Source organism: Bdellovibrio bacteriovorus (genome assembly GCF_041888015.1).
In the GTDB taxonomy this organism is placed as follows: domain Bacteria; phylum Bdellovibrionota; class Bdellovibrionia; order Bdellovibrionales; family Bdellovibrionaceae; genus Bdellovibrio.
In genome coordinates this window covers 1,771,658-1,796,138 of the sequence record NZ_CP168968.1, presented here as the reverse complement: position 1 = coordinate 1,796,138, position 24,481 = coordinate 1,771,658, and the positions used below count along the sequence as shown (strand labels likewise).

General features: G+C 48.7%; 25 protein-coding genes. 12 read left to right on the top strand and 13 right to left on the bottom strand.

What is annotated here, in order from left to right; genetic code table 11:
* Positions 1 to 4 precede the first annotated feature (4 nt).
* On the bottom strand, positions 5 to 1,009 hold the full coding sequence (locus ACES2G_RS08715; protein WP_347357087.1) for a segregation/condensation protein A: 1,005 nt from the start codon (positions 1,007 to 1,009) through the stop codon (positions 5 to 7).
* Between the two features lie 111 nt (positions 1,010 to 1,120).
* Positions 1,121 to 1,783: a site-2 protease family protein gene (locus tag ACES2G_RS08710; RefSeq protein WP_347357088.1), complete on the bottom strand. Its 663-nt coding sequence runs from the start codon at positions 1,781 to 1,783 to the stop codon at positions 1,121 to 1,123.
* A 331-nt stretch (positions 1,784 to 2,114) separates the two neighbouring features.
* Between ACES2G_RS08710 and ACES2G_RS08705 the strand changes: the two genes are divergently transcribed.
* Both ACES2G_RS08705 and ACES2G_RS08700 read left to right on the top strand, forming a co-directional pair.
* Positions 2,115 to 3,281, top strand: coding sequence for an acyl-CoA dehydrogenase (locus ACES2G_RS08705; RefSeq protein ID WP_347357089.1), 1,167 nt, complete (start codon positions 2,115 to 2,117; stop codon positions 3,279 to 3,281).
* A 177-nt stretch (positions 3,282 to 3,458) separates the two neighbouring features.
* On the top strand, positions 3,459 to 3,899 hold the full coding sequence (locus ACES2G_RS08700) for a hypothetical protein (protein ID WP_374001830.1): 441 nt from the start codon (positions 3,459 to 3,461) through the stop codon (positions 3,897 to 3,899).
* Here ACES2G_RS08700 and ACES2G_RS08695 read toward each other — a convergent pair whose 3' ends face one another.
* A complete protein-coding gene (locus ACES2G_RS08695; protein WP_374001829.1) occupies positions 3,900 to 4,850 on the bottom strand; it encodes a PDZ domain-containing protein in 951 nt (316 codons plus the stop codon).
* A gap of 127 nt (positions 4,851 to 4,977) precedes the next feature.
* Here ACES2G_RS08695 and ACES2G_RS08690 point away from each other — a divergent pair, with 127 nt between their 5' ends.
* The 6 genes from ACES2G_RS08690 to ACES2G_RS08665 all read left to right on the top strand — a co-directional run bounded on the left by ACES2G_RS08690 (position 4,978) and on the right by ACES2G_RS08665 (position 10,136).
* Positions 4,978 to 6,432: a peptide ABC transporter substrate-binding protein gene (locus ACES2G_RS08690; RefSeq protein WP_347357093.1), complete on the top strand. Its 1,455-nt coding sequence runs from the start codon at positions 4,978 to 4,980 to the stop codon at positions 6,430 to 6,432.
* A 20-nt stretch (positions 6,433 to 6,452) separates the two neighbouring features.
* Positions 6,453 to 7,649 carry an EAL domain-containing protein gene (locus ACES2G_RS08685; RefSeq protein ID WP_347357095.1) on the top strand — a complete coding sequence of 399 codons (1,197 nt, stop codon included), beginning with the start codon at positions 6,453 to 6,455 and terminating at the stop codon, positions 7,647 to 7,649.
* A 181-nt stretch (positions 7,650 to 7,830) separates the two neighbouring features.
* Entirely contained in the window at positions 7,831 to 8,052 is a 222-nt protein-coding gene (locus tag ACES2G_RS08680) for a hypothetical protein (protein WP_347357097.1), read from the top strand.
* Between the two features lie 220 nt (positions 8,053 to 8,272).
* Positions 8,273 to 9,016: an SDR family oxidoreductase gene (locus tag ACES2G_RS08675; protein WP_347357099.1), complete on the top strand. Its 744-nt coding sequence runs from the start codon at positions 8,273 to 8,275 to the stop codon at positions 9,014 to 9,016.
* Positions 9,013 to 9,402 (top strand): 6-carboxytetrahydropterin synthase, encoded by a 390-nt coding sequence (locus ACES2G_RS08670; RefSeq protein WP_347357101.1) that lies wholly within the window; start codon positions 9,013 to 9,015, stop codon positions 9,400 to 9,402. Before ACES2G_RS08675 ends, ACES2G_RS08670 begins: the two co-directional genes overlap by 4 nt.
* Positions 9,399 to 10,136: a pseudouridine synthase gene (locus tag ACES2G_RS08665; protein WP_347357103.1), complete on the top strand. Its 738-nt coding sequence runs from the start codon at positions 9,399 to 9,401 to the stop codon at positions 10,134 to 10,136. Before ACES2G_RS08670 ends, ACES2G_RS08665 begins: the two co-directional genes overlap by 4 nt.
* A 10-nt stretch (positions 10,137 to 10,146) precedes the next feature.
* Here the strand turns inward: ACES2G_RS08665 and ACES2G_RS08660 are convergent, their stop codons facing one another.
* Both ACES2G_RS08660 and ACES2G_RS08655 read right to left on the bottom strand, forming a co-directional pair.
* Positions 10,147 to 10,962 carry a hypothetical protein gene (locus ACES2G_RS08660; RefSeq protein ID WP_374001828.1) on the bottom strand — a complete coding sequence of 272 codons (816 nt, stop codon included), beginning with the start codon at positions 10,960 to 10,962 and terminating at the stop codon, positions 10,147 to 10,149.
* Between the two features lie 85 nt (positions 10,963 to 11,047).
* On the bottom strand, positions 11,048 to 11,833 hold the full coding sequence (locus tag ACES2G_RS08655; RefSeq protein WP_374001827.1) for a DUF455 family protein: 786 nt from the start codon (positions 11,831 to 11,833) through the stop codon (positions 11,048 to 11,050).
* 85 nt (positions 11,834 to 11,918) lie between these two features.
* On the opposite strand from ACES2G_RS08655, the gene ACES2G_RS08650 reads away from it, so the two are divergent.
* Together ACES2G_RS08650 and ACES2G_RS08645 are read left to right on the top strand one after the other, a co-directional pair.
* Positions 11,919 to 12,617: a YebC/PmpR family DNA-binding transcriptional regulator gene (locus tag ACES2G_RS08650; protein ID WP_347357107.1), complete on the top strand. Its 699-nt coding sequence runs from the start codon at positions 11,919 to 11,921 to the stop codon at positions 12,615 to 12,617.
* 172 nt (positions 12,618 to 12,789) lie between these two features.
* Positions 12,790 to 13,110 carry a hypothetical protein gene (locus tag ACES2G_RS08645; protein WP_374001826.1) on the top strand — a complete coding sequence of 107 codons (321 nt, stop codon included), beginning with the start codon at positions 12,790 to 12,792 and terminating at the stop codon, positions 13,108 to 13,110.
* 65 nt (positions 13,111 to 13,175) lie between these two features.
* On the opposite strand, the gene ACES2G_RS08640 is transcribed toward ACES2G_RS08645, so the two are convergent.
* The 5 genes from ACES2G_RS08640 to ACES2G_RS08620 form a co-directional block, all read right to left on the bottom strand.
* Entirely contained in the window at positions 13,176 to 14,045 is an 870-nt protein-coding gene (locus ACES2G_RS08640; RefSeq protein WP_347357111.1) for a serine protease, read from the bottom strand.
* A 72-nt stretch (positions 14,046 to 14,117) separates the two neighbouring features.
* Entirely contained in the window at positions 14,118 to 14,552 is a 435-nt protein-coding gene (locus ACES2G_RS08635) for a SufE family protein (RefSeq protein ID WP_374001825.1), read from the bottom strand.
* A 7-nt stretch (positions 14,553 to 14,559) separates the two neighbouring features.
* Complete coding sequence (locus ACES2G_RS08630) at positions 14,560 to 15,372, bottom strand: hypothetical protein (RefSeq protein WP_347357114.1); 813 nt, start codon at positions 15,370 to 15,372, stop codon at positions 14,560 to 14,562.
* A 9-nt stretch (positions 15,373 to 15,381) separates the two neighbouring features.
* A complete protein-coding gene (locus tag ACES2G_RS08625; RefSeq protein ID WP_347357116.1) occupies positions 15,382 to 16,185 on the bottom strand; it encodes a phosphatase domain-containing protein in 804 nt (267 codons plus the stop codon).
* A gap of 81 nt (positions 16,186 to 16,266) precedes the next feature.
* A complete protein-coding gene (locus ACES2G_RS08620; protein ID WP_347357118.1) occupies positions 16,267 to 16,737 on the bottom strand; it encodes a hypothetical protein in 471 nt (156 codons plus the stop codon).
* A gap of 250 nt (positions 16,738 to 16,987) precedes the next feature.
* Between ACES2G_RS08620 and ACES2G_RS08615 the strand changes: the two genes are divergently transcribed.
* Together ACES2G_RS08615 and ACES2G_RS08610 are read left to right on the top strand one after the other, a co-directional pair.
* Positions 16,988 to 17,251: a hypothetical protein gene (locus tag ACES2G_RS08615; protein ID WP_347357120.1), complete on the top strand. Its 264-nt coding sequence runs from the start codon at positions 16,988 to 16,990 to the stop codon at positions 17,249 to 17,251.
* Positions 17,252 to 17,352: 101 nt separating this feature from the next.
* The gene (locus ACES2G_RS08610; protein WP_347357122.1) at positions 17,353 to 17,547 is read left to right on the top strand and encodes a hypothetical protein; all 195 of its coding nucleotides are present in this window, start codon (positions 17,353 to 17,355) and stop codon (positions 17,545 to 17,547) included.
* Positions 17,548 to 17,599: 52 nt separating this feature from the next.
* On the opposite strand, the gene ACES2G_RS08605 is transcribed toward ACES2G_RS08610, so the two are convergent.
* The 3 genes from ACES2G_RS08605 to mutS form a co-directional block, all read right to left on the bottom strand.
* Positions 17,600 to 19,048, bottom strand: coding sequence for a methyl-accepting chemotaxis protein (locus ACES2G_RS08605; protein WP_347357123.1), 1,449 nt, complete (start codon positions 19,046 to 19,048; stop codon positions 17,600 to 17,602).
* A gap of 80 nt (positions 19,049 to 19,128) precedes the next feature.
* On the bottom strand, positions 19,129 to 21,423 hold the full coding sequence (locus ACES2G_RS08600) for an ACT domain-containing protein (RefSeq protein WP_347357124.1): 2,295 nt from the start codon (positions 21,421 to 21,423) through the stop codon (positions 19,129 to 19,131).
* A gap of 61 nt (positions 21,424 to 21,484) precedes the next feature.
* Entirely contained in the window at positions 21,485 to 23,983 is a 2,499-nt protein-coding gene (gene mutS / locus ACES2G_RS08595) for a DNA mismatch repair protein MutS (RefSeq protein ID WP_347357126.1), read from the bottom strand.
* Positions 23,984 to 24,481 lie beyond the last annotated feature (498 nt).

Sequence of the window (24,481 nt, the reverse complement as noted above, 5' to 3'; positions counted from 1 at the left end):
CCTCTTACACTTCCGTCACGTCGTCTTTAAACAATTCATTTTCTGCAGCCAAGATTTCGTCGTCCGTGGCGATATCATCAACACCAGAGCCATCAACCAGCTCTGTGCCTTCTGCAAGACCAGCACCCAATTCCATTTGGATCTGACTGTTTTCTTCCAACAGATCTTCTTCATCGGCCAGAAGGAACTCTTCGTCAGTTTCGATTTTTTTAGAAACTTCCATCATTTTGGCAGCCACTGCATCGGCGCCCATAGAGTCGTATTCTTCCACACGGCTCAACACATCTGTTTCGATTGTTTTTTTCGTATCCACCCAGATGTCAGAATAAGCTTCTGTCTGGTAAAGACCCACAAAGCCCATTTTACCCAGTTCCAGCAAGGACAGGAACGTGATCAAAGCCTGACGAGCACGATCTTCTGTCGCCGTCACCAGATCCATCAAGGTGGTTTTTTGCCCCACGATCAGACGATCCTTGATTTCCAACACGCGGCTGGAGATAGACTGGGCCTTTGCCGTCACCTGGTGAATTTTCTTTTTCACTGAACGAAGCATTTTGCGGTAACTGGCGATCAAAGAGAACAAAGCGTTGTCTTCCAGGATGATTTCTTCTTCTTTTTCATCCAGAGACTCGCGTGTGCCACGCAGCCACACGTCACGACCCACAAGAGGGCGTTCATAAAGCAGCTTCGCCGCCTCTTGGTACTTTTGATACTCAAGAAGTTTTTGAACCAGTTCTTTACGTGGATCTTCGGCTTCAACGATTTCGCCATTTTCATCGTACTGAGGCAAAAGCATGCGGGATTTGATCTGGATCAGGGTCGCAGCCATCGCCACGAACTCTCCCGCCACTTCCAAATCCAGCTCTTTCATCAATTTGATATAATCAAGGTATTGCTTGGTGATCTCATGGACTTTGATGTCCATGATGTCCATTTCCTCTTTACGGATAAGGTAAAGAAGCAGCCCTAGAGGTCCCTCGAATTTAGGCAACTGTACTGTAATACTCATGAAAGATGGTCCCCTCTACCAATTTCATTTCAGAACGTTCTTCATTCGTTCCACACACCAGGCGGCGACAATTCAATCAAGCCGTCTGGGATTATTCAACAACTTCTTTTTTTAGATTCCCACTCCACCCATCGCAAGACCGATCAGGCGTTCGGAACTCCAAATAACCGGGCCCACCAAGAAACGCAGGACACCTGTTAAAACCAGCACCATCAGCACCATACTGGTGATGTGTTCATTTTGTTCCAGCTTATAATTCAGACTGGCAGGCAGGAAGCGCGCCAGCACCTTGCCACCATCCAGAGGATGCACCGGCAAAAGGTTGAAGAAGGCTAGGAACATATTGGTCACAATAAACGTTTGCAGAATGGTCACCGCCCCTTTGGTATACATACCGAAAGAGTAGTACTTCGCGACCAGAGCAATCACAAAAGCCCCGACACACGCTAGCAGGATGTTAGAAAGTGGCCCCGCCAAAGCAATCCAGAACATATCCACCCGGGGGTTCTTCAAATTGCGCGAATTCACCGGCACCGGTTTCGCCCAACCAAAGAAAATCGGCGATGAGAAGATGATCGCCGCCAAAGGCAGAATAAAGGTTCCAATCATGTCCATGTGCGCCAAAGGGTTCATCGTCAGACGGCCCATTTGCTCTGCCGTGTTATCCCCACGAAGACGCGCCACCCACCCGTGCGCAAACTCGTGAAAGCACAGTGCAAAAAGAAAAGGAATAAAGTAAACGCCAATCTTGGCACCAATTTCCATCAAATCCATAGACCCTCACGCTAAAACACACCTAGACCCTTGTCTAGTGTGGCGAAACACTTGCACATTTAAAGTGCAATCAGTCTAACACAGCTTGTTAAGAGTAGGCCTCTTGTCCTCTCAAAATCTTGAATTCATCACCCAAAACAGATACGGTCATTCCGCTTTTCATACACGTTTTAACAAGAACTGAAACCACCAGCCAGAGGCTCCTAACTTAGGTCGGCACCAAGTTCCGCAGCAGTAGGTCCCAACAGGACCACGTCCGCGAGGACTGTTCGCAGGGGCAGATCTAAGTTAGGAGCCTCTGGCTGGTGGTTTCCGATCGAAGGGAAATTTAATGTCTGATGTTCTAAACGCTCGCCCCGCTCTAACCACACTTTCTGAAGACGAATTGGCTTTCCGTGATGCGGTAAGATCTTTTGCAGAATCTGAAATCAAGCCTCACGTTACTCACATGGACGAAAAAGCAGCCATGAATCCAGAGATCCTGACGAAACTTTTCGAAATGGGTTTGATGGGTATCGAGACTCCTGAAAAATGGGGCGGCGCTGGTTCTACATTCTTCATGGCTTGCTTGGCTGTTGAAGAAATCGGCCGCGTTGACGGTTCTGTTTCTGTTCTTGTGGACGTCCAAAACACCCTGACAACAAATGCCTTCCTAAAATGGGGTACTGAAGCTCAGAAAGAAAAATACCTGGGCCAAATGGCTTCCAAATCCGTGGGCGCTTACGCTCTTTCTGAATCCTCTTCCGGTTCTGACGCTTTTGCCTTGAAATTGAAAGCAGAAGACAAAGGTGACAAATGGGTTCTGAACGGTTCCAAACTTTGGATCACGAACGGTAACGAAGCTAATATCTTTATCGTGTTTGCAAATATGGCTCCGGAAAAAGGCTACAAAGGCATCACAGCGTTCATCGTTGAGCGTGGCTTCAAAGGGTTCACCGTTGGTAAAAAAGAAGACAAATTGGGTATCCGCGCGTCTTCCACTTGTGAATTGCTGTTTGAAAACTGCGAAGTTCCAAAAGAAAACGTTTTGGGCGAAGTCGGCAAAGGCTACAAGATCGCGATTGAAACACTGAATGAAGGCCGTATCGGTATCGGCGCGCAAATGATCGGTATCGCTCAAGGTGCTTACGAAGCAGCTCTTGGGTACGTAAAAGGCCGTGAGCAGTTCGGAAAACCAATCGCTCACTTCCAGGGCGTTCAGTTCCAGTTGGCAGAAATGCGTACCGAATTGGAAGCCGCTCGTTTGATGGTTTACAATGCGGCTCGTTTGAAAGACGCTGGCCAAGATTTCATCGAAGCGGCTGCGATGGCGAAGCTTTACTCTTCCCGCGCGGCAGAGAAAATCACGTCCAAAGCGATCGACTTGTTCGGTGGTAACGGCTTCACAAAAGAATACCCGGTTGAGAAATTCTGGCGTGACGCTAAGATCGGTCAGATCTACGAAGGTACAACCAATATGCAATTGCAAACGATTGCAAAAATGGAATTGGATAAATAGTCCAAACCCTCTGGTTCAAACAAAAAAGCTGGCGAGGCAAAACCTCCCAGCTTTTTTATTTTCTGTTGCAACAATGCAATTTTGAAACACCTCGTGCTGACCTTACTAACTTCAAATTTGCAAAAGCTCCAGATACCGACCTAGAATCTCAAAAAATCATGTTCCAGGAGATCTATTATGAAATTTTCAATTCTCGCTCCCGCATTGTTCCTGATCGCTCTTTCATCACAAGCAGCTAGCGTATCTGGTCACGCCAACAACCAGTCGATTTCACTTAACCTGAATGAAGGCAAATCCATGACCAAACTTTCCGGTCACGCTGACGGCCAGCCTCTGTCCTTGGAAGTTCTTAAGTCTGACGAAGGCAGTGTGATCTCGGGATACGCCTATGGACAGCGTGTGTCTTTGAATATCGTCCAATCAGCTGAAGGTCGCACTATCAAAGGCTTTGCTCGCGGAGCTCCGGTCAGCCTGGAGACCACAAAAGAAAACGACATCATTCGCATTTCCGGATACGCCAACAACAGCCCGGTGTCACTCACCGTAGAAAGCTCACCGGCCTTGGCAGAAGCCCAGATCAACACTCTGTTACGCCTGCCTTTGCCATTGAATCTGTAACTACTTGCAAACCATTTGAGCCTGAATCTGCGAAAGGATTTCTTTTTCTCCGCGCAGCAGCTTCACGGGGACTTTCTTAAGATCCTTATAGGCAGCCCGATTGAACTCGGGCTTCTTGGCAAACTCCCCATACGAATGGGAATCCACTTCCAATACAAAGTCACCCACCCTTACTCCGGCCCTCTGAGCCGGAGAAGTTTTTTCCACCGCAGTCACAAGATATTGCAGTTGCCCTTTAATTGAAACCGGCTCCACGGCAAACCCAAGCCGTGGAATGCAACCAGGAGGGCCAGCTTGCTTTTGCTCCCGCACCCGGTCTTTTAAGAAACTCAAACCTGCAATCCAACGATCTGTGGCGCTTTGAATCGCCTGATGGAACACCTCTGTTCCCGCAAGCCCGCGCTGGCGCATCCAATAAATATCCTGCGGACGTTCACCGTAATTCTGCGCATATACAGTTAAATAGTAATCGCCGACTTTTTCATTTCTCTCTGACTGCAAAGAATAAAACTTTCCATCCAACAAAACTTGCACGTTTCTTTTCGCAGCTTGAGGAGCTTCATTCGCTGCTTCGAGAATTCTTGACTCGCTCGGAACAGAGCCGACATTCTCAAACGGAAACGCGGTCGCAAAGCTGACGTCAGAATAACTTACCCGAATCCAGACATTCGCAGCGACCTTTTGAGAGGCAAGCTTAAACCCCAGCGCCCGCAGCTGACTTTCGGCTTTCTGCTTCAGCTCCAGCAGCAGACTCTTTTCAAGCTGCCCTTGAGACTTATTGTCCAGTTCAACATAGGCATTCCAGCCAGACACAAACACACCTTCCGTCCAAGTCCCACCACTGGGAATGACACCTTCAATACTGGGCATTTCCTCTTCAGTTTTAACAGCGGCCGATCGGCACCCCACCACAGACAGAATCAACATCAAGGATACAACGAGCTTCAACATAGAACCCTCTCAAGAACTCCATTCTGAGTGGCCCCATTAGCACCGGCAAGAAATTTGGAATCAAAACCCCGCCATCAGGACGTTTTCCCGCTTCAATTAACACCCCCTCTAAGCTAAGATCAAGAGCATGAAAATCATCCTTGCACTTCTTCTGACAGTTCCCACTTTGGCTTTTGCTTCCAACAAAGTCTTTCGTCTGCATTTAGCCACCGAGCCCGGCAGTCTGGACCCGAACAAACAAAAGACCTCCGCCTCCAGCTATCTGCTGGGAAATCTTTATCGCAATATCTTCACCTTTGACGACAAAGCGGGGCTCGTGCCTGACTTGGGCAGCAAATGCTCGCGCGACAAAAAGAAGGTTCTGACCTGCAAACTCAAATCAAACTTGAGATGGAGTGACAATTCACCTTTGACCGCTGAAGACTTCCTGCGCACCTATAAAAAGATTCTGGACCCCAAAATAGCAGCTCCGAGAGCGGACCTGTTGTTCAAAATTAAAAATGCCCGGGATATTTACAGTGGCAAAGCCAAGATGGATTCTTTGGGTATCACTGCTCCTGATGCGCTGACTTTGCGTTTTGAATTCCAGGAAGCTGATCCGGATTTTGAGTATAATCTGGCAAGTTTTCTGCTGGCTCCGACCAAGAGCGATCTTTCGGCATACTCTGGCCCGTACAAACTGGCTGAATGGAAAAAAGGACAGAAGATTGTTCTTGCCCCCAATGGCATCTATCAAGGAGGCCACGCTTCCCGACCGCAAGTGGAGTTCCTGTTCGTCGAAGAAGACACCGTGGCCTTGCAGCTTTATGAAAAAAACGAATTGCAGTTCCTACGCCGACTGCCGACTCTGTTTATCCCCAGCCACAAGAAACGTCCGGACTTTCATTGGATTCCGGTCACCCGACTGGATTATGTCGGGTTTGGGCCTGAGCTGAAAGACCGTGAAGACCTGCGCAAAGCTTTCATCTATTCTTTGAACTACGTGGAACTGCAGAAGATCTTTTCTTCCGAGGGGCGCCCCGGCTGTGTGGGAGTTCCGGATTCCTGGTTCCCCGAAAAAGCCCCTTGTTACGACTTTGACCTGAAGAAGATGCAAAAGGATCTTTCCAGTAGCACTTATACGTTTATGTTCTCCAGTCTTGGCGGCGAAGACCACAAGCGAGCCACGGAATGGATGCAGAATCAGTGGATGAAAAATGCCGGATTAAAAACCCATCTTGAAGCCAAAGAGAACAAAGTGTACTTGCAGATTCTGCAAAATTCCCCTCCGGCCCTGTTCCGTAAAGGAGTTTCACCGGACCGCCCGACCTGCTTGGCCGCACTGGAAACCTTTGCCCCCGACAACCCAGAGAACTACTTCCGCCTGAAAGACCCGGAGTACGACCGAATTTTGTCCTCACTTGCCCAGGCCACCAAGCCTTCCGAACAAAAGAAATGGTGCCAGACCGGAATGGACTTCCTGATGAAAAGGCATCTGTGGATTCCTCTGGGCGCCATCCATTTCTCGATGCTGGCAAAGGCGGAATTTACGGGCTGGAAAATCAATCAAATGAATCAGCTGGACTTGTCGAACCTGCACTAAAGACCCTATGATAAACATCTATGAATGCAGCAACTCAGTCCGTCGATATCCACAAAGATCAGATTATTTTCAGTGAAGGCGATGAGGGCGACTGCGCCTATATTATCGAAAAGGGCCGGGTTCTTATCTTCCTTACCAAGGACAAAGAGGAAATCCCCCTGACGATCCTGGGTGAAGGTGAAATCTTCGGCGAAATGGCTTTGATCGACAACCAGAACCGCTCCGCTTCGGTTCGAGCCCTGGAAGATGTTCGCCTGGCCATTGTCACCAAGCAACAGGTTCTGGAGCGAGTTTCCACGGCGGATAAAGTCGTTCAGCTTTTGATGCGTGTCCTGCTAAAACGACTTCGCCGCAAAAACATGGGGGCGCCAGCCCGAATGTCCGAAGTCGAGATCGACAACTCCGGTGCCGGGGCCGACGGCACCCAAAGCGCCCTGGATCAAATCAAACTTGAAAATCAGATCTTCCAAGCCTTCCAAAACAAGGAATTTGAACTTTTTTATCAGCCGATTGTAAATCTAAAAACCAAAACGATCACGGGCTGCGAGGCTTTGTTGCGCTGGAACTCTCCACAACATGGATTGGTTTCGCCGAATCTGTTCATTGATATTATCGAAAACTCTTCGATGGTGATCCCGATTGGCCACTGGATTATCAATCAGGCACTAAAGGATCTGCGCACCATTCAGGATCAACTGCGCCTGAATAAAAAAGAAAAAATGTCCGACGATTTCATGATGAGCATCAACATCTCTGGCCGCCAGTTCACACATTCAGACTTTGTGAACAATCTGGAAGATCTGCGTGAAAAACATGATCTGCAAACCCAGAATATCAAACTGGAGATAACTGAAAGAATCATGATGGACGGGGCGATTGCTCTGGATGCTTTAAACCAGTGCCGCAGCCTGGGTTATGCGATCTCCATTGATGACTTCGGAACTGGATTCTCGGGCTTGCAGTATCTGACTCAGATGCCTATCAGCTTCCTGAAAATTGACCGCTCTTTCGTGATGAAAATCCTTAGCGATCCAAAATCCAAAGCCGTTGTCAGCTCTATCATCCACTTGGCGCATGCCATGGATATCGAAGTCATCGCTGAAGGTATCGAACACCACGAGGAAGCCCTGGTTCTGGAAACCTTGGGCGCGCGCTATGGTCAGGGTTATTTGTTCTCGAAACCCGTTGACCTGGGCCGCTTCCTGAAACTGATCTAAGTCTTCAAACTTCACCAATCCAATCCCATAGATAGCCAGCTTTGCCTGGCTATCTTGTTTTTGTCTCAATTTGAGATCTTCCAGATCTGAGAAGATTTTCTAAAGTCCATTAGACCTTCGCCGATAAGTCTTATGTCTTAAGACAATTAACCAGCTTAAGATTTCATCTGGAGGTCACTCGATGGCTGACAAAAATTTTTCAAAACAGATTCCAAACAACGTTGTTTCCCTTGAATCATCCCGCTGCTGCGGCGAAGGCTGCAAAAAGAAGTCTGAAAAAGCAGGTTTCTGCGCCGAACACTTCGACTGGTTTAAAGCCGGCCTGATCACTAAAGAAGGCATGAAGGCACCGGACTTTGACAAAAAGTATTACCACTACACGGCAGCCAAAAAAGTGGCTTAACGCCGTTCCTATTTCGAATTCTTCCGTAAAGCCGGGTTTCCCACCCGGCTTTTTTATTTGGCAAAACTAGGGGATTTGGATAAGAAAGGCGCCGAAGATCATCAGACCGACGAAAAAGAACTTTATTCCGATAGAAAACGCTTCGCGCAAGGACATAACTTCTCATCGGCCCCCTCCTTTGCTACCATAAGTCCAGTTCAAAAAAACGGGAGTCCACACAGTGAAAAAAGCCGCCCTAATCACCGGAGCCAGCAGTGGCATCGGAGCCGCCATCGCCACCGAATTTTCAAAAAATGGATACTTCGTCTATCTGATGGGACGCAACAAAGAACGCCTTCAGGACGTGGCCCTGAAATGCCGTAGCGGCGCCTCGATTGTATCCTGTGACCTTTCCGATGAAGCGGCTTTAAATAAACGCCTGGGCGAAGTCCTGGGGGCAAAAATTCATCGCGTGGAATGTGTTGTGAACAATGCTGGCATCTATGAAGCCCATAACACCGAAGACGGCAGTGATGAAATCTGGCGCCGTCAGTTTGAAGTGAACATGCTGGGACCATTGCGGGTTGTGCGCGCGTTCTTCCCTTACTTCAAAGAACAAGGTGGCGGAAGCATCGTGAACATCGCCTCCACTTTGGGGTTGCGCCCACAAGGACCGACCTCTTCGTATGCGGCCGTGAAAGCGGCCTTGATCAACTGGACACAAAGCTTGGCCTTGGAGGGCGGACCTCACAAGATCCGCGCTAACTGTGTATGCCCGGGCATTGTGGACACCCCTATTCACAGCTTCCACGGACTGCCTGCGGAAAAGAAAAACGAGATCGTCGAGCAGATGAAAACTCTGCAACCACTAGGGCGCATTGGTCAGCCCGAGGATATCGCCAAAGCTGCATATTTCCTGGGCTCTGATCAGTCTGCCTGGACAACGGGAGCGATTTTATCCGTGGATGGCGGAATCAATCTGTGATTTTAACTTTAAAAAGCCCCTTCAGCGCTGCGCATTTCTATCAGCAGTCCCAATGGGATGATAAAAAGAATCAAACCGAGTTTGGCCGCTGCTACACGCAGTACGGACATGGGCATAATTACACTCTGGAAGTGGGCTTTCATGTGTCCCCGAACCACTGGGAACAGGAAAAGTCCCAATTACAGGGGATTTTAGCCCAACTCACCGGCAAACTGGATCATGAGCACTTGAACTTTGTGATTCCAGAGTTTAAAAACACCATCCCAACCACAGAAAATATCGCTTTGTATTTTCTGAATAAACTTAAAGAGCAGGTCAAAGCCGAAAGCCTTTCTTACCTTCGCCTTTATGAAATGGATACGATCTGGACGGAGATCCGCTTATGAGTGACGACAATAAAGTACGCCTTTCCAAACTGATGGCTGAACGTGGAATCTGTTCACGCCGTGAAGCGGATGATTACATCTCCCGCGGTCTGGTTCGCGTGAACGGTGAAGTGATCAGTCAGTTGGGAACCAAGGTGGACCCCAAGGTCAGCATCACGCTGGAAGCTCAGGCGCTGAAACAGCAAAAACGTCTGGCAACGATTCTTTTGAATAAACCCATCGGTTACGTTTCCTCCCAGCCCGAGCCTCCCTATCAGCCGGCGATCAAGCTGATCACGGCTCAAAACCAATTTGGCGACTCCAAATTGCGCCTGAAAGAAGAGCACTTCAAGGGCCTGGCCGTCGCCGGGCGCCTGGATATTGATTCCCAAGGTTTGCTGCTCTTCACCCAGGATGGTCGTATCGCCAAACGCATCATCGGCGAAGAATCCAAATTAGAAAAAGAATATATCGTGCGTGTGGAAGGCAAGCTTCCCCCGGACAAATTGAAACTCTTAAATCACGGTCTTTCATTGGATGGAAAGAAACTAAAACCCGCCAAAGTGGAATGGCTGAATGAAGACCAACTGCGTTTTATCCTGCAGGAAGGAAAAAAACGCCAGATTCGTCGTATGTGTGAATTGGTGGGTTTGAAGGTCACAGGACTCAAACGTGTGCGTATCGGTAATATCCGACTGGGAAAACTTCCGGAAGGCCAATGGCGCTTCCTGGAAGACGATGAAAGCCTGGATTGATCAGAAAATCTTAAGGCGTCTTATGCCAACATGCAGGACGAGCGCCAGTTCCCCGTGCACACCCCTCTGCCGACTTGTCTTTTCTGACAAAGTCCAGAGGGGCTTCCGCCCGACAAAGAGCCCCGGCGGTCAAAGTATCCAGTCGGCATTGTCGTGAAGGATACTCCCCGTTAATCGTTTTATCCACCACCGTCTCGTCCTTGTCACTTAAGGAAATCGGAAACTCTTTGACCAGATTCAAAAAATCCAACCCCGCCAAAGCCGTTCTTAAACAAAGAAACGACGCTGGTGTGCGCGCGCCCCAAACGGCTGCACACTGCTGAACAAGCTGTTGTGGAATCTTTCGGCCTTTTAAAAATTCCCGGTGATTTTCCCCATCCACCAGACGGCGGAAACACACTGAAGAGGCATAATAATCCGCCTGCCCCTCAGCTGAAAGCAGACTCAGACCACTTTCGTCCAGCGGCCCTTCCCATTCCATCGGGGCCGGACGCAGCGGCTGCCCACCGAATAAATGCCCCGCCTCGTGACATAGAACCATTTTCAGCGAATCCGAACTCAATCGTGAAGACAGCAGCAAGCCTCCGTCCACACCGACGACATACTTTTTTAATTCATCGCGATTGGCACTGCCACCGACCGTGGTTCTTTCCCAGTGCACCACCAAATGAAACTCACCACCGGCTGCTTTTACCACCGGAACATACAAGGTCTGAATTTTTTGAAAGATACTTTGTGCTTCTTCCGGAGTCACCAAGGTCTGGGCGGAAGCCTTAAAAGCCCCCAAAATAAGAAAAGGAATTAGCAGAAAAAAACGCATCGGCATAAATACCTATCGGTTTTCAGAAAAGAAAATGAACGATCACAAAAAAGAGGCCGCGCCTCAAAACGAGACACAGCCTTGTTAAGCTTTAGGACTTACGATTCAGGAAGTCCAAACGAAGGTCTTCGTAGTACTTAATTTCTTCTTCAGAAAAGCCCGCTTTAGTTCGCAAAACCCGATTGACAGGCTCGACCCGTTTAGGCAGGCGAATGCGCAAAGACTTCATGCGTTCTGGAAAATCCACGGTGGCATCGATCTTATTCTGACGACAGATTTCGCGATACCAAACTGAACCGAAATTCACATGCCCGATTTCTTCAAAGTTGATCTGCTTCACGATTTTCTGGATCGTATCCTTACCGGCAGTACCTTCCAAACGACGAATCAGCGTATCCCCGGCATCCAGGCCGCTGCCTTCCAGATAGCGGTGCACAATCAAAATTCGATCCAATAAAGTGTCTTCAGAACTGACGGCCCGCCACAAAGCGGAATGAACAGGCCAATCCCCCCATTTATATCCCAAAGCCTCGATACCTTCCAGGCACATGCGTAAATGTTGGGCTTCGCTCACCGTGACCGCAACAAGTTCTTCTCTAAACCCCTCCGGGGCATTCGGGAACTCCACCAGGGTACGAACCCCCAGCTCCATGGCCTGAAGTTCAATGCTGGCCAAATCATGAAGCATACGGGCTTGCCCCTCCGGCGTGGCAAATCCCTTCTTTGGAGGGTGTTCTTTGGGATGCAGCAACAAAACGTCACGGGCCGGGTCTTCAGGAATATCCGTCCACGGCTGCTTTAATTTAAAAGAGGCCTCACATGCTTGCTCGATCGTGTCTATTTTTTCCCAGACATCAGGAACTGAAAAACTGAACATAGCCCCTTTTACATCCCGCTCCCATTGTTGCCAAATATTTCCTGATTTGGTGCAATAATAACTCCCAAGGCGAAGAAGGAGACATATGGGTAAATCATGGAAAACCGCCGGTAAAGTTGAGAAAGCTCAACAAAAAGGCCAAATATTCACCAAACTTGCGCGCGAGATCGCTGTTGCTGCAAAGGCTGGTGGCCCTGATCCCAATGCGAATGCTCGTCTTCGTATGGCAATTGATGCTGCGAAAAAAGTTTCCTGCCCGAACGACACCATCGACCGCGCAATCAAAAAAGGTGCTGGCCTTTTGGATGATGGAAAAATCATTGAAGAGCTGACTTATGAAGGCTACGGCCCTCACGGTGTCGGCGTGATCGTGGAATGCCAAACCGACAACAAACACAGAACAGCTCCGGATATGCGCCATGCTTTCAAATCTCACGAAGGCAATATGGGCGAATCAGGATCTGTGGCATGGATGTTTGAACGCGTGGGTCTGATTGAAGGCAGCAAAGACGGCTCTTTCGATCCAGATGAAGAAGCGATCGAAGCGGGTGCCAATGAAGTTTATGCCGACGAGGGAACTTACGAGTTCTTTACTTCCGCAGACGATCTGGATGCTGTTCGCGAAGCCTTGACTAAACGTGGCTGGAAGATCACCAAAGGTGAATTGTCCTACAAAGCCAAGAACATCACTGAGCTTTCTGACGAACAAAAGAAAGACGTCGAGGAGTTCCTGAACTACCTTGACGACATGGACGACACTCACCGCGTTCACGCCACAATCTAAAAAATATTTTAATTTAATACGCCTTTAAAAGAGGAGACTTGCAGTCTCCTCTTTTATTTTGACCCCCGCTGATCCAGTGCCAGCACACATCTTCGTAAGTCTTGGAAGTCATGCTACAATAAACTGCAAATGCCCCCGTTTCAAAAGGAGTCCTTCAACAAAGGAGGCCGTTATGAGACACAAGGCTTTATGGGTTCTGGCCGCCTTACTGATAGTTCCCCATCTGACTGAAGGAGCCCCCTATCAGTCCGAAACCAAGGACACCACAGGCAGTAGTTCTGTTACCTTCGAGGAACTGAAACGAACGCCTGCTTCCACTCAGCAAGAGTCACCTCTTCTCCCCTGTCCTGGCGAAGCTGCCCGGGATAAACTGTCAGACATGGCCAGACTGGAAAGCACCAATCAAAGTTGTCCGGAAGAAGGCGCCATCAAACGAAATCCTCTGGCTCCCTCAAACGTCCCGGACCCCGGAAGACCTTTGCGCTTCCAATAGGTGCTGAAAATAAAAAACCCACAGTTTGAGCTGTGGGTTTTTCTATTGTCTTCTTTTAAAGGAAATTACTGCTGCAAAGCTTTGACGATGTAAGAGATGTTCGTCACATCCTCACCACGGCAACCTTCATCGGAACAACGATTGCTGACTGTGCATTTGTTAACACGGTCATAAGCGAAGTCTTGAGCTCCACGAACCAAAATCCCCACAACTTCATTGGTTCTTGCATTGAAGACTGCAGAGCCGGAGTTGCCACCGTAAGTGTCCAGATTCGCCTGGAAGTAAGCACCATTTTGAGAGCGCACTTTTGCACCATCAGCAATCTTTGTTGGAAGCCCGGATGGATGACCCACTACGTAGATGTCATCACCAGCTTGAACGGGCGTTGTTTGCAGAGTCAGAACACGGTGACCACGAACCGGGCGATCCAAACGAACCAAAGCATAATCCTGTTCACGAGTGTACTCGCGAGCCACGATTTCTTTACAGGAATAAACGTCGTCTTCAGCCACAGACAGCGGAGCTCTTCTTTCATCAATCATACGGAAACCAAAGACGAAAGCATATTTTGCACAGTCCGAGCTGCTGATACAGTGACCCGCCGTCGCGATCAGGTCTTCACCCACCAGAGATCCTGAACAGTTCGCTGCCGCCGGCTGATCAAAGAAAGGCTCAGAAGAGCACAGATTCATCTGGCTGCCATAGGTCTTAGCATGAATTTTAATTTTACCCTCAGCGCCCGGAACCAAAGAACTTTTGGGAATCAACGCAACTGTAGAGTCCGCGATTTCACGAATATCAGAACGCTGAACTTGGTATACGTCCACGCGATTATCTTCACCATAAATGACTTTGGGAGTGATATTGACAAATCCAACTGAAAACGTAGCTGCAACCGCGACAGAAAGCGCCGCGACGAATGAATTCCTTTTCACGATTTCCCCTCCGAACGACCCTCTTGGTCATCCACCCTTACAAGTCTGTGTAAAAATACAGGGAAAAACAAACTATTTTTTTGTTTTTAACAAATAATCGAATGCCGTCGCATAGAGTTTGATCTGCTTCAACATCGAGTGAAGACCGTTAGCACGGCTTGGAGACAGATTTCCTTCAAAGCCCAAAGCTTTCAAAAACTCAGGTGGCGTTGCTAAAACTTCCGCCGGTGTCACCTCGGAATAAACACTCAAAACAAGTCCGACAAGACCCTTCACAATCAAAGCATCACTGTCACCCTGAAGAATCATCTGTCCCTGCTCATTCAAGCTGGCTGACAACCAGACCTGAGACTGGCACCCCTTCACCATGTTCTGCTCGGTCTTCAAAGACTCAGGCATTTCCGGCAAGCGCTTCCCCAGATCGATGATCTTCTTATAGCGATCCTCCCACTGAGAAATAGCGGAGAAATCTGCGATCACTTTGTTTTGTTTGTCTTGAATGCTCATCTTAGCCTTATTCGCTTTTCAGTTTTGGCAGGATCGCGAACAGATCCTCTTCCAGAGACTGTCCTTGTTCACCAATTAGTTCGTGGAAGGCCTTTTTATCCAAATTAGCCACAATCTCAAAGCTCTTTTTGTAAAAGCCCTCTTGATCTTCATAATACCCGTTCCACAGCTCACGCGATGTTTTTTCTGGCATAACCCAGGACTTTTTCTCGGCGGCGGTACCATCAAAACGGTTGTGATAATCAAGTAAAGTCATAACCTGGCGCGGGGAGAAATCCAGCATAGCCAGAGCCTCTTCCAAGAGGGCCAGTTCGACATACCAGAGATAATTACTGAACTTTTCCCAGAATTTCAGACCCATCTTGCCATAGGAACTTTTGCAGAAGAAGGTCGTACAAACCACCCCGCGGTTGCGCCATACATTGCAGTTTTGAGTTTGTTTATTGTAGTACGGGCACAACCAGTCTTCACGCTGGCCGAAGTCACCCTCTTCGCGGTTATTGAACTCAACCTGATATTTAACCGGTGCCACCATCCCGATCGGCAAAGCATATTCCCGGCGAGCCATTTTATCGCGCAGAATACGATGGGCCTCGGTCGAAGATTCATCCAGGAATGTCGCCCCGACCAGATAGTTGGCCAAGAATGGATGGAATGTGCAGCACTTCAGATCCTCGCGATAGTGAATCTTGGCCTTGTTGCGTGGACGAGCCATCGCACAGGTATCACAAGTGGCTTTTTTTTCTTCCGGAGAGAACTGCAGAATCTCTCGCGGCAGAATGTTTTCATAAATGCGGGGAAGTTGATACTTCAATAACATGAATTAACCTTAAGGACGGATCTTACAGCGTTCAACCAGACGTTGCTTCAAATCTTTTAAAGGAGCAAAGCGCACAACATCCGCATCCCACTTCCAGACAAAGTCACGGCAGTTCACAAAATACGGGAACGCCACCACACCCTCCGCCGTATAGTTCTTCTGAATCAGAATCTCCGGCAGCAATGCATCCATCAGGATATCCACCGAGGACGTCTTGAGTACCCCAGCCTTTTCCAGCTCAACGGCCACCTCGATGGGCGTGACAAATCCCACCTGACCGGCCTGAAGTTTTGAATCCACAATCATAAAGGAAGTCTTGGAATACACCACGCGGATAAACTGATGAAAGCGGATACCCTTGCCAGAGAATTCTTCAGAAATCTGCTGGTAAACTTCGGCATCCTGTTCACCGTTGTCCCCCAGGAAGACTACGGTATCCGGACGCACGCGGTTCATCACATCTCTCAAGGAGTAGAGCTTATGAACCTCGGAATCATAATTGGTGCGATTGATATACTGACCTTCCGGGAAGCCGCCATTCACCAGAAACTTGCGGTGCGTGCGTCCCATCAACCAGTTCGGAGCGCGGGACAGATAAACGATTTCCAGATCCGGCTGATCCTGATCGATCATCTGGTAAAGCTCACTCATCCCCAAAAAACGGCTTTCGGAATCAAACGCATAGCGAGCCGCTTCGGACAAATCCTTCACGTGAGCCAATTTGATTGTATCGTCGATATCGCTGACCAAAAGAGTTTTTGCCTCACCCGAAACGCTGAGCAGAAGCAAAACAAAAGCAATCCATGTTTTCATCAGTCAAACCTCCTCTTGGCAGGAGGTTTTATAACATATTAGGCCCTCGGCATAGGGCCTTTTCCATAAACCTTGTATTAATTAAACGCCCTGGGCGTCGAATTTCATGACAAAGCGCTCAGGCGTCGCTTCGATCTGAAAAACTCCATCGCCATCCTTGTAGGAAAAACGCCCATTTTCAGTATGGAACTGCTCAAACAAGGCCCGCGCCTGCTCGCCCCGAGCATCAAAGTAAGCCTTCCCGGGAGCAATACGAGCCAAGGCCGAATTGTGGATGTAAATAGAACACTGATAATTGTTTTCACCTTTGCGAGCGCAAATGAAATTAAGCACTTTCTGAGGTGCTTCCAGGACCTTTCCACGGCCAATCATAGAGTCTTGCTCGGGACGATCCATCGCCTCAAAAAGAATCTGAGGGGAGCTGTCGTTAGAGCCATCGTACATTACAGAGGCTATATTCACGATAAACTGCATTCCCACAAACTGCCCACGAGTCCCAGCAAAAGAAATGGAAACCGAAAACATCATCAATGAAAAAAGAAGAATTCTCACCAGACACGTCCTTGTTGTTTTTTGAGTTCTTTTCAAGCTTAAGCAGTGTCTAAAAGTTTATCAACCGCATTCCCCTTCATGTCACCTGTCGATTTCCTGCATACCTCTTTGAGACGCCCCATCTTGAGATGGTTTTTCTCTGTATTTTCAATACCTTACAAAGTCAAAAACCACCGTTTTCGTGGCATGGGCTGGCCTGTTGCTTGCTCTATGTAAAAGTAACGAAACAAACCTGATCACAGGGGGACTTATGAAGACAATCATCACTATCGCAATTCTGGCTTTTTCTTGCACTTCCTTTGCTTGGAGCAGCCGTGATGTCGCTTCTAAAGAATACACCTTCAAATACAAACTGGCAGGCCAAAGCCTAGAGCTTAAAAAATCCGCAGGCAGTTATGAAGAAGCCTACGAACAAGCGGCTCAACAGTGCTTCAGCTTCTACAAAGGTGCAGGTAAAGTTTCCGAAGACCGTGGTTTGGATATCATCGACATCTGCGCAAACCCACGCTCCTAATACGACCAAAGACGCAGCGCTTCTGCAAAAGGCAGCTGGCGTCTTGCCGTGAGCTCTGAGGTCGCTTATATTGAACAAGCAATCTAAGGAGCGGTTCTATAATGGGAATTCTTAAATCCATCGGTCAATTTCTAGTTGGTAAAGATCCAGATATCTTTGATGAAAAAGGTCAGGTCTCTCACAAACTTCCTAAAAAAACCTGGGAATTGTGGCACAACCGCACAAAGACTCACCCTGAGTACAACTGGCGCAATCACACCGGCATCTCCGGTGCGGCGAAAAAGAAGAGCAACTAACCTCTCTGCCAGTAAAAAAACAAAACCCAGCCGCGAAGCTGGGTTTTTTATTTCAACCTGCCATTGTTTTCGATTCTTCCCCGCGCACCAGCAAATTCAGCATCTCCACAAGCCGACGCAGTTCTTTACTTTGCGTATTCAGATCCTCAGCTGCAGCCGAGGTCTCTTCCGCCGCGGCAGCGTTGGCCTGAGTCGCTGAATCCAGTTGTGTGGTGGCTGTGGATATCTGCGCCAACCCTTGCGCCTGCTCTCGCGATGTCACTGCGATTTCCGAATTCACAGTCGCCAGTTTCTCGATAGCCTCAAAAACCTGCCCCATGACTTTATGGCTGCTACTGGCCAGGCGCGCCCCTTGTCCGGTTTTTTCGGCACTTTGGGAAATCAACTGTGCAATCTCACGGGCCGAGGTGGCACTGCGCTGGGAAAGCCCACGAACGGCTTCCGCCACGACCGCAAACCCTCGCCCCTGTTCTCCCGCCCGGGCCGCCTCCACCGCAGCATTTAACGCCAGCAGGTTTGTTTGAAAGGCAATGTCATCGATGATGCCCACAATTTCCTGAATCTGCCGGGAGCTGACTTCAATCTCAGTGATGGAGCTTAAAAGCTCTTGCAACTGCGATTCGCCCTCTTTCGAAAAACGCATGGCTGAAGCACTCAGATCCCGAGCCATCTCAGCGCGATTGGAGGTCAATTTCACCTGACTGTTGATCTCCTCCAAAGACGCCACGGTCTCCTCCAAAGAAGCCGCCTCCTGAACCGTCGCACTGGAAAGAGCCTGACTGGACTTCGACATCTCCGCAGCCGCGGCCTCGACATGTGATCCGGACTCATTCAAGGTTGCAGACAGTCTTTCAAAATTCTTATTCAAAGCACGGCTTAACAGCCCCCCAAAAATCAAACTGCCCGTTGCAAAAAGTCCCGCAAACAACCACATCATGAACAAAACTTTTTCGCGCGCACCTTCCGCATCTGCGATGGACTTCTTATTAGCCTCTTTCAGCACCGTCCCCATGCGCAGCAGAATCTCTGTCATCTCGTTGGCCTTTTCAACAGTCCCGGCCATTTCTTTAATCAGCCGACTGTCCTCGTCTTTTCCCACACGGGACAAAATTGTGCGGTAGTCCTTTTCCAGAACTCTCCACACTTGCACAAAATCTTTCAGATTTTTTTGGTTTTCAGCGACAAGGCCGATGGCCTGCAGCTCTTGAATTGTGTGATCCATTTCCACAAATCTTTTATCCAAAGCCGGCACGGTGAGCTTCTGTTGACTCATGCCATGAACCGAGATCTCCTGCCATAATAACCTGGAGATGGCGTTGGAATGAATTCTTGCATCCCCGATCATCTGCGTGATCGGAATCCGCTTTAGGCTCAGCCCCCGAATAACCTCATCCAGATTCTGAATTCCCCGCAAAGCCACCACGGATGTCAAAATCAACCCTACTACTGGAACCGCCGAAAGCAGCAACAATCTGCCATTCAGACTTTTCAGAATCTTCATACCTCACCTCATGCAACATCCCGCCTATCGGTGAGTATGAATTATTACTTTTTAGAAATGTGCTGACATCATGATGGGGATCAGGTCGAGTGAAATCTATCCTGAAGAGCACTCACGATTTGCTCTGGCTCACCTTGAGCTTTCACAACGAAAATATCGTCCACTTGCCGCCCCCAGGTGTGCACCCGGGCCGACTTGATACTCACCCCAAGATCACTCAATGCTCGGGCTGCAGAGGCCAATAAACCCGCCTGATCAGCGGCTTTAAAACTGACCACCCATTCCTTTTCATCCGCGCTGACCACCTGAATGGAATCAAACTTCACATTCGGAATGGGCTTGCTTTGCGTTGAACTGTTTTCAAGTATCTTGATCAAAGCGGTCACAGGACGGGAACTGCTGACCTGGAACCAGTCATAAACTCCGACCTTGGGCAGAGTCTGAATGGAGGCATGGCGAATTCCCAACCCCAACGAATAGAGCTGCCCAACGTAGTCACTGAGCAAGCCCTGACGATCCTCTTTATGATGGAAACGAATCCACAAATCCCCTTTGCGCGTTTTCAGCACCAGCGGTTTTAGTGAACTTTCGCTGCTTTCCGCTTTTTTCAAATCCATCACCAGATCTTTTAAAGAAACACTTTCAAGCAACTGAAGCCCCAGTTCTTCCACCACTTGCGCATCCACTTGCAGCTTCTTGCTTTTCTTTAAGGCTTCAAAATCGAAGTAATTCTGCGCACGCTTTGATTGAAGACTTTGCACCAAGTCCTTTAAAAGTTTGGCTTTCCACTCATTCCACGCCTCGGGATTGGTCGCGCGAATATCAATGGCCGTAAACAAAGCCAGTCGCAACAGACGCGCGCCGCTGACTCCCTTATCGCGCAGCTCCTGCCAGACTTTGGGATCTTTCGGATCTTTACGGAAAGCAGCTTGTGAAAGCTCCAGGTGATTTTGCACCATCCACTTTACTTCTGTGGTGAAGGCCTTGCTGAATCCATAGGACTTAAAATCACGCTCGGTGATGGTCACTCCCAAGTCGGAATGATGCTCTGGGCTTTCCATCCCCTTGGCCAGATCATGATACAAACAGGACCAGCTAAGAATACGCCAGTCTTCTGACTTCAGTTCTTTGGCGATAAACTTTAAAGGTCCCAACTCGGCGGGTTTCTTATAAACCCGCTTTACCTCGCGGCAGGCCTGCATAATGTGCGAATCCGCAGTGAATCGATGGTACTGATCATGTTGAACATACCCCACCAAACGCCTGATTTCAGGAACAAGTTTATCGATCAGGCGAGAGCGAAACACACTGACTAAAAGCTCGTCCGACATTTTCACATTCAGAATTTTATTCAACACCTGTCCCCGACGCTTGGCCGTTGCCTTCACACCAGCATCCGGCAACAAGGTGTCCAGATTCTCACGCACTTTCTTCTGAACCAAGACACGGGAACTCTTATGTAACGTAGTTAAAAAATCCTCGAACTTACGGAAGGATTGATTTTCGATTTTCTTCAGGTCTTTTTCAGAGGCTTCAGCAACTTCGACAATCCAGTCCGAATAAAAATGCACGCGGGACAACCCACGCTGCAAGTCGCGCATAAAATCCTTATGCGACTTAAAGCCCATCCACTGGGACATATCAAATTGCACGGCGCCGGATAAAATATCTCCGTGACCTTCCAGGTGAAGCTTTTGCCTTAAACTCAGGAAATAACTGCGATAGTACTGCAACACATTGAGCGCATGCCCCGGGTTGGTGAATTTTTCTGCAAACAGTTCATAGATCTGCAGTCCTTGCTCAAGATCCCGCAAGCCCCCTGGACCAAACTTGATATTCGGTTCCAAATAGTTGGTGATAGAGTCATAGCGCTTTTCGCGGTTCTTTCGTTCCTCTTTAACAGCTCGTAACAGCCCCCGGCGGAACTGATTCTTTTTACTCCAGATACGCTTTTGCTGTTCAAAGAGTTTTTGTGCTGCCTCCGGTGTCCACGGCCGGGCTTTAAGTAAGGCAAGAATATCAAAGGCTTCAACGTTCTCGGTCCAGTCCGTCGGATTCTGCGGCATTCGGTAGCGCAGCTTCAGGCCTTGTTCTTGAACGGCATCCACAAACAGGCGAACTTTTTCCTCATTCCCACAGAACAAGACGTCGATATCAGATTTAGGACAAAGTTCGCCACGAGCCCAAGAGCCAATAATGATAGGATGGCATTCTTTCCATTCAGGGCGGGACTTAAAAAGCTCTTCCAGCCGATCCCCCAACCACAGGGATACGTTCTCAGCCGAAAAACAAAACACCTGACGAACATCTCCGTCAGGTGTCATCAAAGGAGGCACCAACACCTCCTGAGCTTGATTCCATTGTTCCGAATTCAAAAAAGACTTCTGCGCCATAGAAATATGGTAACCCAAGCCCTCGCGAAAACAAGACTCAACTTCAGACTTTAGCTACCAGCTCTTTCCATTTGGCGATTTGGTTCATCGCTTCTAACGGGCTCATTTGCATCAGCGGGTATTTTTCCACTTCATCCAGAAGATTCTTCAAACTTTCTGAGATCTGAGTCGCCTCAGGAAGATCCATATCCAATGCCGGAACCTCAACTTCCACCGATAGCGAGTCCAACAAAGACAACTGGCTGGAAGCCTGAACACGTTTGGATTCAATGTCTCTCAGCAAACCTTTCGCACGACGAGTGACCGTCGGCGGCAAACCTGCCAGCTCTGCCACCTGAACCCCGTAGGATTTCAAGGCCGGGCCTTTTACTAAAGTGTGCAAGAAGCGGATTTCGCCGTTTCGTTCTGCCACGGTCATATGGGCATTGGTGATCTGGCCAAAGCTTTGATCCAAAGAAGTCAGCTCATGGTAATGAGTGGCAAAGAAGGTCAAAGCTTTCACATCGCTCAAAAGATGTTCCAAAATGGATTGCGCCAGGCACATTCCATCAAACGTACTGGTTCCGCGCCCGACTTCGTCCAGAATCACCAAAGAATCTTTGGTAGCATTCTTAAGCATGGCGGACGTTTCTGTCATCTCGACCATGAATGTGGAAAGACCTTCAGACAACTGATCACTCGCCCCAATACGGGTGAAGATCGCATCAAAGATTGGCAACTGAGCCTCATCACAAGGCACGAAGGAACCCATCTGGGCCAAGATGGCAATCAAAGCCACCTGACGCATCAATGTGGATTTACCGGCCATATTCGGTCCTGTTAACAACAAACAAGAGTGCTGACGAAGCTCGATGTCGTTGGCGACAAAGTTCTTCTTCACGGTTTGTTCAACCACCGGATGGCGGCTGGCCTTCATTTTCAAAGACCCGTCAGCCGAGAAGCTTGGACGGACGTACTTTTCTTCAAGACTCAACCAGGCAAGGCTTGAAACCACATCCACTTCGCTGCACTCATGCGCCAGGCCCAACAAGGCAGGACACTGAGACAGGATCTCTTTACGAAGAGCTTCGAAGAATTCAAATTCCAAATCCGCACGCTTGGTGTTGGCGCTCAAAACCTTTCTTTCAAGCTCAACCAGTTCATCCGTGCAGTAGCGTTCTGCATTGGTCAGGGTCTGTTTGCGCTGATAATTTGCCGGAGCTTTGTCTTTGTGAGAATTTGTGATCTCGATGTAATAACCAAAGACGTTGTTATAGCGAATCTTCAAACTGGAAATGCCGGTTTTTTCTTTTTCCTCGGCCTCCATACGAGACACCATGGCCTGCGCATTGGTGGATAGCTCAATCAGCTCATCCAGCTCTGCAGAAACCCCGTTACGAATCAAATAACCCTGTTTGGTCGTCAACGGAGGATCTTCAACCAGCGTGCGTTCAATTTTATAGGCCAGCTCGCGCAAAGATTCAAAATTCGCAGTCCCGCCAGTGGCATGAACCAGGACTTCCAAAGAACTGATCCCCGCGTGAACACTTCCAGCCAAAGCCAGAAGATCCCGGCCATTGCACTGAGGCTGGGAGATCTTACCCAAACGGCGTTCGATATCACCCATCTGTCCCAGAATCTGGCGCACACGTTTTAGTTCCAGAACATGACTTCTCCAGAACTCCACATTGGTCAGACGCTGCTCAATGGCGTTTTGATCCCTCAGAGGAAAGCTCAACCACTGGCGAAGCAAACGGCTGCCCGCCGATGTCTGAGTGCGATTGATGGCATGGAACAAACTGCCCAGGCCTTCACCCTTGTAAGTGGAGAAGATTTCCAAATGACGTTGCGTGGTGGCTGTCAGTTCCAGGCGATGCTCAAGATCACGCAGTTCAAACGGCGACAACGTCGCCAGAGAGTCCCCGCCAGACATATTGCTGACATAAGAAACCAGACGTGCCGCAGACATCGGCGCTTCGTTTTTCAGAAGCGGATGAAGAGCATCAGCGATATCTTCATGATGACTGATCAGAATTCCATCCAGACCGGTCAGAAGTGATTCGTCCTCTTTACTGATAACAATTTCAGCCACCGGAAGAATCTGCAGGAAGCGCAGCAGCTCTGTCGTTTTTTTAGAGCGGAAGAAGAATGCTTCGCCCGTGGTGGTATCCAGGAAACTCAAAGACTCGGCATCAAGACTGGCCAGATAGTGCGGTTTTGTTCCGTCCAAAGTGTCGGAGTCATAAACCATTCCCGGCGTCAGAACGCGGGTCACGCCACGCTTTACAATGCCCTTGGCCAGTTTGGGATCTTCCAACTGATCACAGATGGCGACCTTAAAGCCGTGCGCAAGAAGTTTGTTGATGGGTCCTGCGATGGAGTGATGAGGCACTCCGCACATCGGCGTTTCATCTTGGGACTTTTTATTTCTTTGAGTCAGCGCAATTCCCAAAACCGGAGCGGCTTTGACGGCATCATCAAAGAACATTTCAAAGAAATCCCCCATACGGAAAAGAAGGATTTTATCTTGGTGGACAGATTTGATGTCCCAGAACTGTTTCATAAGTGGAGTAAGATTCGACATAGGCCAAAAAAATTAACGAAACCTCGGCCCTATTTCACCCTAAAACCTCCATTGACGCACATCCCCAAAAGGTACCTGCTCACTTTTGCAGAAGCACTGCTCCGAAATTCGATTTTAAACTCCTCTGGATCAGGGATTTATTGACGTTTCTGTGCTGCCTAAGAGTTGCACAATTCAAGGACATGCCTAGAAAAGTCGTACCTCCGTCAAATGAACTCCCCTACCACATCACCGCTCGTTCGCGAAATCGAGAGAACTTTCCCATCCCAAGACAAGAGGTCTGGGGCTTAATGGAGGATTACCTTTTCTTTATCTCGATGTCCTATGGAATTGAGATTCTGACCCTTGGAAAAGGGCGCCTGCACTTTCCTCTTTACCCGGACGAAATTCTTTTTGAGTCTTGCGACCAAACTTTGAGATGGATCAACGCCCCCCAACTCTTATGATACAGAGGTTATAAAGCAGAGCTTACGCAAG